Raw genomic sequence first — 13,321 nt, 5'->3', positions numbered from 1 at the left:
GGCGCGGGCACTGAACGGTTCACGCCCTTCGCGTGCGATGTCTCACATCCTGAGACGTGAATGTGGTGCCATGTGACCCCTCGAAAAACGTCCCGGCTCCATCTTCCATGGCTTACGAACTCGCCAAGCGCACCGCCGATGCCGAGCAGAAGCTCGCCACCCGTGATGGCCTGCCGGCCCGCGACGGCGCCCTGCTCAGTGCACGCCTGCAGCGCCGCTACCAGGACCGCATCACCGGCAGTTTCGCCATTCCCGGCCGCGAAGGCCGCTATGCGCCGATTCCCGATTCCGTGCCACCGGCCCTGGCTGCGGCACTGAAGGCACGTGGCATCGAGCAGCTGTACAGCCACCAGGCCGAGGCCTGGGAGGCCAGCCAGCGTGGCGAGCACGTGGCCATCGTCACCCCCACCGCCAGCGGCAAGTCGCTGTGCTACACCCTGCCGGTGGTCAGCGCCGCCATGCAGGACAAGGCCAAGGCGCTGTACCTGTTCCCGACCAAGGCACTGGCGCAGGACCAGGTGGCCGAACTGCTGGAGCTCAACCGCGCCGGCGACCTCGGAGTGAAGGCCTTCACCTTCGACGGCGACACCCCCGGCGATGCCCGCCAGGCGATCCGCCTGCATGGCGACATCGTGGTTTCCAACCCGGACATGCTGCACCAGGCGATCCTGCCGCATCACACCAAGTGGGCGCAGTTCTTCGAGAACCTGCGCTACATCGTCATCGACGAAGTGCACACCTATCGCGGCGTGTTCGGCAGCCATGTCACCAACGTGCTGCGCCGGCTCAAGCGCATCTGCGCGTTCTACGGGGTGCAACCGCAGTTCATCCTGTGCTCGGCCACCATCGGCAACCCGCAGGCGCATGCCGAAGCGCTGATCGAGGCACCGGTCACCGCCATCACCGAATCCGGCGCGCCCAGCGGGCCGAAGCAGGTGCTGCTGTGGAACCCACCGGTGATCAACCCGGACCTGGGCCTGCGTGCCTCGGCGCGCTCGCAGAGCAACCGCATCGCCCGCATCGCGATCAAGTCCGGCCTGAAGACGCTGGTGTTCGCGCAGACCCGGCTGATGGTAGAGGTGCTGACCAAGTACCTGAAGGACATCTTCGACCACGACCCGCGCAAGCCACCACGCATCCGCGCCTACCGCGGCGGCTACCTGCCCACCGAGCGCCGCGAGACCGAGCGTGCCATGCGTGCCGGCAACATCGACGGCATCGTCAGCACCTCGGCGCTGGAGCTGGGCGTGGACATCGGCAGCCTGGACGTGGTCATTCTCAACGGTTATCCCGGCAGCGTGGCCGCCACCTGGCAGCGCTTCGGCCGCGCCGGCCGCCGCCAGCAGCCCGCACTCGGGGTGATGGTGGCCAGTTCGCAGCCGCTGGACCAGTACGTGGTGCGCCATCCGGACTTCTTCGCCGAGGCGTCGCCGGAACACGCGCGCATCGCGCCCGACCAGCCGTTGATCCTGTTCGACCACATCCGCTGCGCGGCGTTCGAGCTGCCGTTCCGGGTCGGCGATGGCTTCGGCCCGATCGACCCGGAAGTGTTCCTGGAAGCACTGGCCGAAACCGAGGTGATCCACCGCGAAGGCGAGCGCTGGGAATGGATCGCTGACAGTTACCCGGCCAACGCGGTCAGCCTGCGCGCGGTGGCCGACGGCAACTTCGTGGTGGTCGACCGCAGCGATGGCCGCCAGCAGATCATCGCCGAAGTGGACTACTCCGCTGCAGCGCTGACCCTGTACGAAGGCGCCATCCACATGGTGCAGTCCACGCCCTACCAGGTGGAAACGCTGGACTGGGAAGGCCGCAAGGCTTACGTCACCCGCACCCACGTGGACTACTACACCGACAGCATCGACTTCACCAAGCTCAAGGTGCTGGACCGCTTCGATGGCGGCGTGGCCGGCCGTGGTGATTCGCACCATGGCGAGGTGCACGTGGTGCGCCGCGTGGCCGGCTACAAGAAGATCCGCTACTACACCCACGAAAGCATCGGCTACGGTCCGGTCAACCTGCCCGACCAGGAACTGCACACCACTGCGGTGTGGTGGCAGCTGCCACAGGCGCTGCTGCTGCGCGCCTTCGCCAGCAAGCAGGATGCGCTGGATGGCTTCCTTGGCGCCGCCTACGCGCTGCACATCGTCGCCACCGTGGCGGTGATGGCCGATGCGCGCGACCTGCAGAAGTCGGTCGGCAACGGTGATGGTTCCTGGTTCGCGATCGCCGACCAGAGCGGCCGCGGCCAGCTGCGTGGCAGCGAGGGCGATCCTGGCGTTGTTGAGCTGCTGCAGGAATTCGTGCCGACCGTATACCTGTACGACAACTTCCCCGGTGGCGTTGGCCTCAGCGAGCCGCTGTGGCAGCGCCAGGCCGAGCTGGTGCAGCGCGCGCGTGAACTGGTGCAGCGCTGCGACTGCAAGGCCGGCTGCCCGGCCTGTGTCGGGCCGGTGCTGGCCGCGCAGGAAGAAGATGAGACTTCGCCGCGTGCGCTGGCGCTGCGCGTGCTCGACCTGTTCGATGCCGACGCCTGCCAGCACGTGCCCGACGTGGTGATGACCACGCGCGATCCGATGGAGCTGCTGGCACCGTGAGCCTGAGCCTGGACAAGCTGCGCCTGCTACGGAAGCAGGCCGGGGACCCGAAGGCGGTTGCGGCGGCCGTGCCCGCGCCGCCGCCCGCAGCGCCGGCCCCGGTGGCCGCCAACGATACACGGCAACCACCGGCCGAACGTTCGGTGTTCGCCTGGGTCGAACAGGAAATCCGCCACAAGGCGACTGGCGCAGCGGCGCCCGTTGCTGCACCGGCACCGCTGCGCCAACCAGAGGTGGGCAGCCTGCATCGGTTGCTCGGCCTGCGCACACGCAGTGGTCCTTTGCCAACACGTGCCAGCGCGCAGGATCGCCAGCTCCCCGGTAAAGAAATCGCACCAGGCCTGTTCCTGATCGAATCGCTGCAGCCGCAACCGATCCCGACTGCCCCGCTGTCACTGGCCTTCGCCAAGCGCGAGGACCAACACGTGGCCGCGCGCGACCTGCTGTTCTTCGATACCGAAACCACCGGCCTGGCCGGCGGTACCGGCACCCGCGCCTTCATGATCGGTGCCGCCGACTGGCATGTGTGCCCGCAACGCGGTGAAGGCCTGCGCATCCGCCAATTGTTGATGTCGACGATGGCCGCCGAGGACGCGATGCTGGCCACCTTCGCCAGCTGGCTGCAGCCGTCCACCGTGTTCTGCAGCTACAACGGCCGCAGCTACGATGCGCCCCTGTTGAAGGCGCGCTACCGACTGGCCCGCCAGCGTTGCCCGATCACAGCGCTGGATCACGTTGATCTGCTCTATCCGACCCGCCGCCGCTATCGCGGCACGTGGGAGAACTGCAAGCTGTCCACCATCGAACGGCAGCTGCTGCGCGTGGTGCGCGAGGATGACCTGCCCGGCTCGGAAGCGCCCGGCGCATGGCTGCGCTTCCTGCGTGGCGGCGATGCGGTGAACCTGCGCCGGGTGGCCGACCACAACCACCAGGACGTGGTGACCCTGGCCCTGCTGCTGCAGCGGCTGGTACGGGAAGAACAGCGTGAACGCGAAACCCTGGCACTGGTCGGGCAGTAGGCGTTGACGCGGCCTGACGGTGGCAGCGGTGACACTGCCGCCATCATCCACGCCTGGAGCCCGACGATGCGCCTCAATCCCCTGGTCCTGCTCGCCATCCTGCCCTTGGCAGCCTGCAGTCACGCCGGCAGCAGCAGCACCCACGATCCCGCGCCAGCGCCAGTGGCCGACGCCACGCACGAATGCAGGCCGGAGGCGCTGGAAGCCTTCACCGGCAAGACCGCCGACGAAGCCACGATCAAGAAACTGGTGGCTGACAGCGGCGCGCGCGGTGCACGGGTGGTCAAACCCGGCATGGCGGTGACCATGGACTTCCGCCAGGATCGCGTGACCGTGCAGGTAGATGCGCAGAACCGCATCGAGCGCGCCAGCTGCGGTTGATGTTCCCAGGGTAGTGCCGGCCGCTGGCCGGCACCCCACATTGCCGGCCAGCGGCCGGCACTACCGATCAGAGCCGCTCGGCCTTGCCGCTGGCCAGTGCACGCGCGATCACCTGCTGCGCCTGCTGCGATGCCTGGGCCTGCACGCGTGCCTGGCGCTCGCCCAACGCGGCCTGCTGGCTGCCCAGTGCCGCCTGACGGCTGGCCAGTTCAGACTGCTGGCTGGCCAGGCGCTGCATGTCACGGGTGCGGCCGGATTGCGCGGCCTCGCTGCGGGCTTCCTGCATCGCACGACGTGCCTCGGCGGCAGCCTCGCGTGCAGCCTCTCGCGCAACGGCCACATCGTGGGTCGCACCGCGCGCCGCTTTCGCCGCTTCCGCGGCGGCATCACGGTTGATGTCATGGGCGGCCATCGCATTGCGTGCTGCCTCGGCGGCGGCCAGTGCGATGCGGCGCGACTCCTCGCCCTGCAGGCGGCCCATTTCACCCATCTGCCTGCCGAGTTCGCCCTGCTGGCGACCCAGCACGCTCTGTTGGCGGCCCAGTTCGCTCTGCTGGCGGCCCAGGTCTGCGGCGCCGCTGTAGGCGCGCTGCAGGGTCTGGATCAGCATCGGGTCACGCACCACATAGCGCTTGTCGCCCTGGCGGAACCACAGCGCCGGCCCCTTGCCGAGCTGCCTGCGGGCCACCGTTACATCGTCGATGCCGCCATTGGCGAAGGTCGAATCACCATCGACAAGCACGTAGGCCTGTCGCGGTGATTTGCCGAGATCCAGACGGCCATAGGTGGTGATGGAGGTGGTGTGGGAGGTCGAATGCTCACTGTCCATGTCGGTATCCACATCGACATCCACGTCGACCGCCACATCCGCATCGTCCGGGCCTGACAGCGCCTCGACATCGGCCGGCTCGGCCGGTGCCGCAGGAGCCACCGGAACGGCTGGCACTCGCGCGGACATCGGAGGCGCTGGCGGTGCCTTCGGTGGCGGCGGCATCACGGCCTTCGGTGCGGCCGGAGGCGCCGGCGGTGCCGGCGGCACTGGCGCCGCCACCAGCCGCATCGGTGCCACGCCCACCACAACGACGATAGCGGTCAACGCCATCGCCAGGATGCGCGGGCAGGACCGGCGCGACTGCAACGAAAGCAGGCGGCGCTTGAGGCTGGTGGTGTTCGGCGCGGCGCTGGCCACGCCCAGGTGTGGCTGCGGTGCCACGCCCAGCTGCAACAGCAGGCGGCCATAGGCCTGGCGACTCGCGCCGTGCTGGCCGACCACGGCCGCATCCACGGCTTCCTCGCGGGCCTGTGCGTATTCGCGCACCGACAAGCGCAGCAGCGGGTGGAAGAAGAACAGGTGCTGGGCCAATGCGGGCAGCAGGCCCCACTGCAGATCGCGCCGCTGCAGATGCTGCAGCTCGTGGGTCAGTGCCAGGTCCAGCGCATCGCCCTGCAAGGCGTTGTCGCCGGCCGGCAGCAGCAGCACCGGGCGGAACGGGCCGACCAGCTGCGGTGCGTCCACCTGCGTGCTCATCCAAAGCCGCGGTGCAGGGCGCACGCCGTGCGCATCGGCGGCCAGCTGCAGGGCCTGCACCAGCGCCTGGTCCTCGCAGGGATAGGCCGCTGCCAACAGCGCGCGGCAGCGACGCCACTCACCGAAGGTACGTAGTGCCATCAGCAGCACGCCGGACATCCACAGCGCGGCCAGTGCGACGGTCCACCATGCCACCGCCGGCACATCCGCGGCAGGCATCGGCATTGCGGCCAACAGCCGTGCCGAGGCCTCCGGGGCCAGCGGGTAGACCAGATCGGCGGCAACGTCAGTGGCGGTGATCGCCACCGCCTGCGGTGCCGGCAGCCAGGCCAGCTGCAGCGGCTGGCTCCAGAACAGGCCGAGCACGGCCTGCAGCGAAACCAGCCACCACAGGCGGCAGCGGGTGGCCGCCGACAGGGACGGCAGTGCGCGGCACACGCCGTACACCAGGGCCACCAGCAGCACGGTCTGCAGGCTGGTCCAGCCCAGCCGTTCCAACAACAGGATCAGCATCGTGGTGTCCATGGCTCAGCCCTCGTGGCGGCGCGATTGGAGTTCGGCGACCAGCGCTTCCAGCTCGGCCAGCTCGTTGTCGCTGACCTGCTGGCGCTGCGACAGGTAGGCCACGAACGGCGACACCGAGCCCTGCAGGGTGTTGTCGACGAACTGGGCCACCGCGCCCTGCAGCACGCTTTCCGGGCCACGGGTGGCCTGGTAGCGGTAGACGCCGTCCTGCTGCTGGCGACGAAGATACCCCTTCGCCCGCAGCCGCTCCATCATCGTCAGCACGGTGGAGCGGGCCAGGCCACGGGCCTCGCCATAGCCACTGGCAACCTCGCCGACCGTGGCCGGCGCATGTTCATCGATGTACTGCAGCAGGGCCAGTTCCTGGTCCCCGATCGTCTTGCCACGCATGACACCACTCCCTTGACTACACGTGTCGCCAATTTCTGCTTGACGACAACTGTAGTCAACCCCCCGGAAGTCATGGGCCGACGAACGGTAGGCGCAACAATGCCGTTAAACCTTTCCCGTGCCCCCTGCATCCGATCCTCGACGCCCCGCCGGAATCCCGCATTTTCCGCCCAACGCTTCGAGTCGTGCTCATGCTCATCAGCGCCCTGCCCTTACCCGCCGTGTCCGCCAGCCAGGACCACCCCAACGACCGGACCCGTCGCCTGATCCGCCAGACCATGCTGGAGCAGCGCATCCCCGGATTGCAGATCGCAGTGGTCAAGGATGGGCAGGTCGTGCTGTCCGAGGCCTATGGCCTGGCCAATGTCGAGAACGGGGTGCGGGCCTCGCGTGATACCCGTTTCCCGCTCAACTCGGCCACCAAGGCGTTCACCGGCGTGGCCATCGCGCAGTTGGCGCAGCAGGGCCGGGTGGATCTGGATGCCCCGGCATCGCGCTATCTGGATGATCTTCCGGCCACCTGGCAGGACGTGCGTGTGCGCCAACTGCTGGCACATACCTCGGGACTGCCCGACATCCTCGATGCGAGTGGACTGCTGGGCGGTGGTACCGAAGCCCAAGCGTGGGCGGCGGTCACCGCGCTGCCGATGGAGGCGGCCTCCGGCCAGCGCTTCGCATACAACCAGACCAACTACGTGCTGCTGGCGCGGATCATCGCGCAGCAATCGGGCATGTCCTATCAACGATTCCTCGCCACCGGCCAGTTCAGCAGCGCGCGCATGGCACGCACCACCTTTGGCGACAGCTACGACCTGATCCCGGATGTGGCGACGATGTACAGCCTGGCCCCGCGTGCCACCGACGCAGCCGATGCACCGCCGCGCCTGTCGCACTGGTTCTACGACATTCCGCCTTCACTGTGGGCCGGTGGTGGCATCCTCACCACCGCCGATGACACCGCGCGCTGGCTGGTTGCGTTGACCGAAGGCCGCCTGCTGCCGGAGACGGCCCTGCGGCGGATGTGGAGCGCGGAGCGCCTGGCTGATGGCCGTGCCGGCCCGTGGGCGGGTGGCTGGCCGGTACTGCGCGCATCGCCCGACCTTCAGGTGGCCGGTATCGGCGGTGCGCGCTCGGCCTTCGTGGTCTATCCCGACCGCGACGTCGCGGTGGTGGTGCTGACCAATCTGGTCGGCGCCAATCCACAGCAGTTCATCCCCCGCATTGCCGATTTCTACGCGCGTGACGCCTCACCGCCCGCTCACGAACGGGTCACCCTTGCACGGCAGCAACGGGCTGTCGTCGCAGGGCCATAGGGCGGCGGATACGGTCCTGGCCACTTCGAAGTGATCCTGGTTCCAGCGCAGGAAACCACCGTGGATGGCATTGCCATGGTCGAAGCTGCGCGCCTCGACGGCCAGTGGCTGTTCGGGGTCTGCTTCGGCCACCCAGCGCAGCACCGGCACCTTGTCCAGCGCCCCGATGAATGCGAACAGATCACCCGCGCCCTTGTCCTGGTAAGCCGTCATGGTCGCCGCGTCGGGCAGCTCGGCCTGCGCCAGCAACGACGCGGTGACATCCTGCAGCGGTGCGGCTCCCTGTGCGATGTAGGCGCGCATGCCCGTGGTGGTTGCCGGGCAGTCCTGCAGCTGCACCAGATACCCGGTGGTACCGCCACGACCGGAGAACGACCGCATCCAGTAGCGGAAACGCGGCCCGCTGCGATCGGTGACCATGAAATCCTGCTGGCCATCCTGCGCGGGAATGGAAAGCACCTGCACCTTGCTGACGCTCTCCACGTCGCACTTCAACTGCGCCAGCACCTGCCTGGCAGGTTCGGGCAGCGCAGCGTAGCGACCGCCGGGATGGGCGCTGCCGGAGGCTTCCGGCAGTGCGGGCAATCCACGATCAGTGGGGAGGGTCTGCGCAGGCAAGGCCTCAGGTTTCGCCGCCGAGCTGGCGGTGGGCGCTACCGGCGCGACGCGCTCCCCAGCGGGCGCGCAGGCGCTGCAGGCCAGCAACAGCGTCAACGAAACGCTCGGCATCAGGTGTGATCGGATCATCGCTCAACGCCCTCCCATCGCCGGCGCTTCCTGCAGGTGTGCAGGCGCGGGTGTGGGTGCCGCCTGTTCGCGTGATTGCTGCTGCAACTGACGCAGGCTGGTTTCCACCGAAGTTTCGCGCACCTCGGCTGCATTGACCCCTGCGCGCAGCGCCGCAGGATCGCCCGGACTGCCCTGCATCAGGAACAGTGTCTCGCCCGCCGCACGTCCAGCACTGGGATTGCTGGCCACGATCTGGTCGACCCGGGTGATGCCCGCGGCCTTCGCTTCGCGCAGCATCACCAGACTGTAGTCATCGGCATGCTCGGCGTAGCGTCCGCCCAGGGCCTGCAGGCGCGTGCTGATCTGCTGCTGCAGGGCATGATCGCGATGCTGCGGCTGACGGGGATCGTCAGTGGCCGCGAGCGGCACGTCCTGCCCCAGCTCGCGCGCCTGGCCGGGGGCAACCGAGGTCAGCACGTACTGCCAACGGTTCTGCCCAGGCGTGCCGCGCACCGTCGACACGAAGTCGTCGTACTCACCGCCGCCGATGGTCTGGCAGCCGGCCGAATCGGTGTTGGAGCGGCTGCCACGATGGATCTTGAAGGTGTCGTTGAGGTCCTGCACGCCCTGGGTATCGCGCGCATCGAACCAGCCATCGCCATTGCTGTCGCGCTCCACACGGCCGGCGCCTGCGGTGATCGCGTCCTGCGAGGGGCGCAGCGCAAACTCATCGGGATGACCATTGCGCGGATGGGTCGTTGCGCGCATCTCGGTGGTGCCCTCGCCCAAGCGCCCCAGGTCCTTGACCCGGTCGCCGTTGACGTCCTCACCCTCGGTCTTGGTACGCGGTGCCACGTTGCCGAAGCCCGGGCTGCGCGGCGTGGTCTTGGCATGGCCGTCGTACTGGGCGGTCGGTTCGGTCGTCGCCTGGTTGAACTCACGCACATGGCCTTGGCCCTGCGCATCCTTCCACAGCACCACGATGCGGTCGTCGTAGACGCCACGCCCGCGCGCCTCGGTGGTGCGGTTCTCGTCGCGCAGCCCCAGCACCACGCGGTCCTGCGTTGCCATCGCGTCATTCGCCGCAGTGTTGCCGCGCTGGGCCACGATGCTGCCATACACATCGTACTGCTGGGCCTGGCTCAGCGCTGCGGTCTCTGCCGCATCGGGCATCCGCGGTGGCCGCGTCGCCTCGCCCAGGCGATCCAGCATCGGGTTCACCGTTGCCGCATCCGCTGCGGCAACACCACCGCTGCGTCGCAACGCCTCGAGTTCGGTGGCGGCACGCGCCGAAATGTAGCGATCCAGCGATTCCTGCACCACGACACTCTGGCCGTCGTGCAGGGCCTCCAGGCGAACGGCGGCACCGCGCGCGTCGTTCTGTCGTAAAAGCGCGACGACTTCATTGGCCGCCGCGTTGATGTCCATCTCGGGCATGGTCGGTCCTTGAACGTGATCGGTTGGGAGTCAGCCTACCCCAGCCGCCCGGCGGTGCTTTTGACACAGCGCACACCCCGCGCCACGCCCCATTCAGGCAGCACATGCCGCGCCCGGCCTCATCCCCGCGGCCCGCCCATCACCGGCAGGATCACCCCGCTGATGTAACTGGCACAGACCGGCGAAGCCAGGAACACGTAGGCCGGCGAGAGTTCTTCGGGCTGTGCGGGCCGGCCCATGTCGCTGTCCTTGCCGAACTCCGCCACGTCCTCCGCCAGCTTGTCGGCCGGGTTCAACGGCGTCCACACCGGACCCGGTGCCACGCTGTTGACCCGGATGCCACGCGGCAGCAGCTGGCTGGCCAGCGCCTTGGTGAAGGCATGAATGGCGCCCTTGGTGGCCGAGTAGTCGATCAGCGCCTTGCTGCCGAAGATTCCCGTTTCCGAACCGGTGTTGATGATGCTGGCACCCTCGCCCAGATGCGGCAGTACCGCGCGCGCCATCTGGATGTAGCCGCCGATGTTGGTCTGCAGGGTTTCCTGCAGATGGGCGTCCTCCAGATCCTCCAGGCGCTCGCAATGCAGCTGGAAGGCAGCATTGTTGACCAGGATGTCGATGCCGCCGAAGGCCTTGGCCACCTGCTTCACCGCCTTGTTGCAGAAGCGCGGATCGCGCACGTCGCCGGCGATCACCACGCAGCGGCTACCTTCGCGCTCCACATGCTGGCGGGTGATGTCGGCGTCTGCAGCCTCGTCCAGGTGCAGTACCGCCACATCGGCGCCTTCGCGTGCGAACAGCACCGCCACCGCACGGCCGATGCCGGAATCGCCACCGGTGACAATCGCGCGCATGCCCTGCAGCTTGCCGCTGCCGGCGTAGTCCGGTGCAAGGAAACGCGGCGCCAACTCCAGCTCGTGTTCATGCCCGGGCTTGGCCAGCTGCTGCGCCGGCATCGCCTCCGGTTGTCGGCGTATGCCGGCCTGGGTTGCGGTCTTCTTCGTGGCTTTCTTTGCCGCGCGCACGTCCTTGGCCTTTTCCTGGTCCTGCAGGCGTCGCTGTCGGGCCGCGACGCGCGCTGCCCGTGGATCGCTGGCGGCCGCCTTGCGGGTTGCCGTCTTCACCACCCGTGGGCGATCGGGGTCGGCAGCGGTCTTCGTCGCGGTGCTGCCTTTACGCACCTTGGGCGAGGCTTTACGGCGAACGGGGGTTTTCTTGGTGGTGGCCATGCAGGTCTCCTCGGGAGGGAAGGGAGCTGCCGGCCAGCGGCCGGCACTACCGGGGGCGGCGCACGCCGCTCCTGCAGTGTCTGCACCTATCCTGTTAGCGGCAGTGAGCGCACCGTGTCCACGATGTGCACGGTATTCATTCCGCCACCACGTGCGGCGTCGCACGCTGCACGCAACCACACAAGGAACGCCTCCATGAAACATGCCATTGCCACCGCCGCCGTCTGCTTTGCCCTCGCCGCCTGCAGCAGCTCGCCGGTGGCCCAGGTGCAGCCAATCGACGGCGTCATTTCCGGGCAGTGCCACAGCGACATGGTGCGCGGCGCACTGGGCCTGGCCGCTTCGGATGCCACCGTGGCCCGCGCACGCGTGGACAGCGACAGCCTGCACGTGCGGGTGCTGCGCCACGACGGTCCGCGGGTGCCGCCGGCCAGCGAGGGCGGCGACCGGCTGACCATAGAGAAGGGCCGCACCAACAACATCACCGCGATCTACTGCGGCTGAGCCTGCGCGCCCTGCGCAGCACGCGCAAGGTGGCCTGTTCCCACTGGCGCGGCCCACGCAGGCCGGCCAGCTTAGCCAGTTCGCCGCGCTCCCAGCCGACGAACACGCAAGGGTCGATGTAGGCCTTGCGGCATACCGCCGGGGTGTTGCCCAGCAGCGCCGCCACTTCGCACACCACCGCGCGCTGCGCCTGCGCCAGCGCGCGCTGGCTGGCCGGTTCCGGCAGCTCGGTGGCGGCGAACGCCTGCACCGCCGCCACCGTTCCGCCCCAGGTGCGGAAATCCTTGGCAGTGAAGTCCTCGCCCATCACCCCGCGCAGGTAGTCGTTCACCGCGCCGGAATCCACCGGCTGCAGCGCACCGTCGTCATCGCGGTACTGGAACAGCGCCTGCCCCGGCAGCTGCTGCAGGCGCCGTACCAGCAGTCCCAGCCTGCGATCGCCCACCGTCACTTCCTGCAGCTGGCCGGACTTGCCACGGAAACGCATGCGTACCCGGCCGCCGCGCAGCAACTCCAGATGGCGGTTGCGCAGTGTGGTCAGTCCGAACGAGCGGTTCTGTTGTGCATAGGTTTCATTGCCGACCCGAACCAAGGTGTCCGCCAACAGCGCGACCACCATGGCCAGCACCTTTTCCTGCGGAAACCCAGGTCGCTTGAGATCCCGCGACAACCGCCGCCGCAGCGCGGGCAAGGCCTCGCCAAAGGCGATGATGCGGTCGAACTTGCCGGCGTCGCGCTCCTTGGCCCAGTCGGCGTGGTAGCGGTACTGCTTGCGGCCGCGTGCATCGCGGCCGGTGGCCTGCAAGTGGCCGTTGGCGTGGGCGCAGATCCACACGGCGGTATACGCCGGCGGAATCGCCAGCGCACGGATGCGTTGCAGGGTGGTGGCGTCGCGTATCGCGTGGCCATCAGCATCGCGGTAGCTGAAACCCTTGCCTGCGCGGCGCCGGCTGATGCCCGGCTGGGTGTCGTCGACATAGCGCAGGCCGGCCGCGCGTGCGGCCTGTCGTTCGGGGGTGGAGGGGGTTGGCATGCCTGTAGTGTCGCCGTCGCCATGCCGCGATCCTGTCGATAACACAAGACAAACACGTGAGGGCCGGTTCGCCGCTATGCTCGGGTCTTCACAACCCCTTCCGGAGTCATGATGTCGTTCCCGATTCGCGCCCGTTCGCTCTCCGCCCTGTTGCTGCCGGCCGTGCTGGCCCTGACCGCCTGCCAGGCACCGGCGCTGGATGAACAGGATTCGGCCACGGCCCACGCCCAGCAGGCCGCCGAAGCAGCCAAGGCGCCGGCCGACGAAGCCGGCAAGGCCACCGAGGCTCCGCCGGTCGGCACCTGCGATGCCAGCCAGGTGCAGAGCCTGGTCGGCCAGGCCTACACCGATGCACTGGGCAAGCAGGCACAGGAAGATGCCGGCGCAAGCCAGGTGCGCGTGCTCAAGCCCAACGACGTGGCCACGATGGAGTTCCTCGGCGACCGCCTGAACATCGAAGTGGACGCCAAGGGCGCCGTCAGCGGCGCGCGCTGCGGCTGAGTCCGGCCCCGCGCCGGCACCGTGTTGCCGGCGCGTTCTGTTGCACCTGCAACCGTGTATTGCGGCGTTGCAGCAACCTGTGATCTAGTCGAGGCATCCGGTGGCCTCACGATGCGCTCCAGGGATTGAGCGGGCTTG

12 protein-coding genes are annotated in these 13,321 nt (G+C 68.4%); 6 read left to right on the top strand and 6 right to left on the bottom strand.

The genetic code is table 11. The features are described 5' to 3' along the window. The first annotated feature begins 107 nt into the window (after window positions 1-107). The 3 genes from AC13GA_RS15365 to AC13GA_RS15355 all read left to right on the top strand — a co-directional run bounded on the left by AC13GA_RS15365 (window position 108) and on the right by AC13GA_RS15355 (window position 3,997). On the top strand, window positions 108-2,597 hold the full coding sequence (locus AC13GA_RS15365; RefSeq protein ID WP_482998478.1) for a DEAD/DEAH box helicase: 2,490 nt from the start codon (window positions 108-110) through the stop codon (window positions 2,595-2,597). After that, window positions 2,594-3,616 carry a ribonuclease H-like domain-containing protein gene (locus AC13GA_RS15360; RefSeq protein WP_482998477.1) on the top strand — a complete coding sequence of 341 codons (1,023 nt, stop codon included), beginning with the start codon at window positions 2,594-2,596 and terminating at the stop codon, window positions 3,614-3,616. The genes AC13GA_RS15365 and AC13GA_RS15360 overlap by 4 nt, the downstream gene beginning before the upstream one ends. 66 nt (window positions 3,617-3,682) lie before the next feature. Next, window positions 3,683-3,997 carry an I78 family peptidase inhibitor gene (locus tag AC13GA_RS15355; protein WP_482998476.1) on the top strand — a complete coding sequence of 105 codons (315 nt, stop codon included), beginning with the start codon at window positions 3,683-3,685 and terminating at the stop codon, window positions 3,995-3,997. A 67-nt stretch (window positions 3,998-4,064) separates the two neighbouring features. Here AC13GA_RS15355 and AC13GA_RS15350 read toward each other — a convergent pair whose 3' ends face one another. Beyond that, window positions 4,065-6,050, bottom strand: coding sequence for a M56 family metallopeptidase (locus AC13GA_RS15350; protein ID WP_482998475.1), 1,986 nt, complete (start codon window positions 6,048-6,050; stop codon window positions 4,065-4,067). A gap of 3 nt (window positions 6,051-6,053) precedes the next feature. Continuing rightward, a complete protein-coding gene (locus tag AC13GA_RS15345; RefSeq protein WP_136638451.1) occupies window positions 6,054-6,440 on the bottom strand; it encodes a BlaI/MecI/CopY family transcriptional regulator in 387 nt (128 codons plus the stop codon). A gap of 191 nt (window positions 6,441-6,631) precedes the next feature. Here AC13GA_RS15345 and AC13GA_RS15340 point away from each other — a divergent pair, with 191 nt between their 5' ends. Next, complete coding sequence (locus AC13GA_RS15340; RefSeq protein ID WP_136638450.1) at window positions 6,632-7,753, top strand: serine hydrolase domain-containing protein; 1,122 nt, start codon at window positions 6,632-6,634, stop codon at window positions 7,751-7,753. Here AC13GA_RS15340 and AC13GA_RS15335 read toward each other — a convergent pair. The 3 genes from AC13GA_RS15335 to AC13GA_RS15325 all read right to left on the bottom strand — a co-directional run bounded on the left by AC13GA_RS15335 (window position 7,688) and on the right by AC13GA_RS15325 (window position 11,145). Continuing rightward, complete coding sequence (locus tag AC13GA_RS15335) at window positions 7,688-8,500, bottom strand: hypothetical protein (RefSeq protein ID WP_482998474.1); 813 nt, start codon at window positions 8,498-8,500, stop codon at window positions 7,688-7,690. The two genes, AC13GA_RS15340 and AC13GA_RS15335, sit on opposite strands and share 66 nt — an antisense overlap. Window positions 8,501-8,503: 3 nt before the next feature. Next, entirely contained in the window at window positions 8,504-9,919 is a 1,416-nt protein-coding gene (locus AC13GA_RS15330) for an XVIPCD domain-containing protein (protein WP_482998473.1), read from the bottom strand. A gap of 119 nt (window positions 9,920-10,038) precedes the next feature. Continuing rightward, entirely contained in the window at window positions 10,039-11,145 is a 1,107-nt protein-coding gene (locus AC13GA_RS15325; protein ID WP_482998472.1) for an SDR family oxidoreductase, read from the bottom strand. 195 nt (window positions 11,146-11,340) lie between these two features. Between AC13GA_RS15325 and AC13GA_RS15320 the strand changes: the two genes are divergently transcribed. Next, entirely contained in the window at window positions 11,341-11,649 is a 309-nt protein-coding gene (locus AC13GA_RS15320) for a putative periplasmic lipoprotein (RefSeq protein ID WP_046984765.1), read from the top strand. Here AC13GA_RS15320 and AC13GA_RS15315 read toward each other — a convergent pair. Next, window positions 11,627-12,682 (bottom strand): DNA topoisomerase IB, encoded by a 1,056-nt coding sequence (locus AC13GA_RS15315; RefSeq protein WP_046984764.1) that lies wholly within the window; start codon window positions 12,680-12,682, stop codon window positions 11,627-11,629. The genes AC13GA_RS15320 and AC13GA_RS15315 overlap by 23 nt on opposite strands. Window positions 12,683-12,793: 111 nt before the next feature. Here AC13GA_RS15315 and AC13GA_RS15310 point away from each other — a divergent pair, with 111 nt between their 5' ends. After that, complete coding sequence (locus tag AC13GA_RS15310; protein WP_029380146.1) at window positions 12,794-13,183, top strand: I78 family peptidase inhibitor; 390 nt, start codon at window positions 12,794-12,796, stop codon at window positions 13,181-13,183. The last annotated feature ends 138 nt before the right edge of the window (window positions 13,184-13,321 follow it).

The organism is Stenotrophomonas sp. 22DLJC03, assembly GCF_056861405.1.
This window is presented reverse-complemented; position numbering and strand designations above follow the sequence as displayed.

What these genes read in the sequence shown, in the direction of transcription:
- AC13GA_RS15365 (WP_482998478.1), top strand. Translation starts at nt 108, where the DNA reads ATGGCTTACGAACTCGCCAAGCGCACCGCCGATGCCGAGCAGAAGCTC.
- AC13GA_RS15355 (WP_482998476.1), top strand. Translation starts at nt 3,683, where the DNA reads ATGCGCCTCAATCCCCTGGTCCTGCTCGCCATCCTGCCCTTGGCAGCC.
- AC13GA_RS15350 (WP_482998475.1), bottom strand. Translation starts at nt 6,050, where the DNA reads ATGGACACCACGATGCTGATCCTGTTGTTGGAACGGCTGGGCTGGACC.
- AC13GA_RS15345 (WP_136638451.1), bottom strand. Translation starts at nt 6,440, where the DNA reads ATGCGTGGCAAGACGATCGGGGACCAGGAACTGGCCCTGCTGCAGTAC.
- AC13GA_RS15340 (WP_136638450.1), top strand. Translation starts at nt 6,632, where the DNA reads ATGCTCATCAGCGCCCTGCCCTTACCCGCCGTGTCCGCCAGCCAGGAC.
- AC13GA_RS15335 (WP_482998474.1), bottom strand. Translation starts at nt 8,500, where the DNA reads ATGATCCGATCACACCTGATGCCGAGCGTTTCGTTGACGCTGTTGCTG.
- AC13GA_RS15330 (WP_482998473.1), bottom strand. Translation starts at nt 9,919, where the DNA reads ATGCCCGAGATGGACATCAACGCGGCGGCCAATGAAGTCGTCGCGCTT.
- AC13GA_RS15325 (WP_482998472.1), bottom strand. Translation starts at nt 11,145, where the DNA reads ATGGCCACCACCAAGAAAACCCCCGTTCGCCGTAAAGCCTCGCCCAAG.
- AC13GA_RS15320 (WP_046984765.1), top strand. Translation starts at nt 11,341, where the DNA reads ATGAAACATGCCATTGCCACCGCCGCCGTCTGCTTTGCCCTCGCCGCC.
- AC13GA_RS15315 (WP_046984764.1), bottom strand. Translation starts at nt 12,682, where the DNA reads ATGCCAACCCCCTCCACCCCCGAACGACAGGCCGCACGCGCGGCCGGC.
- AC13GA_RS15310 (WP_029380146.1), top strand. Translation starts at nt 12,794, where the DNA reads ATGTCGTTCCCGATTCGCGCCCGTTCGCTCTCCGCCCTGTTGCTGCCG.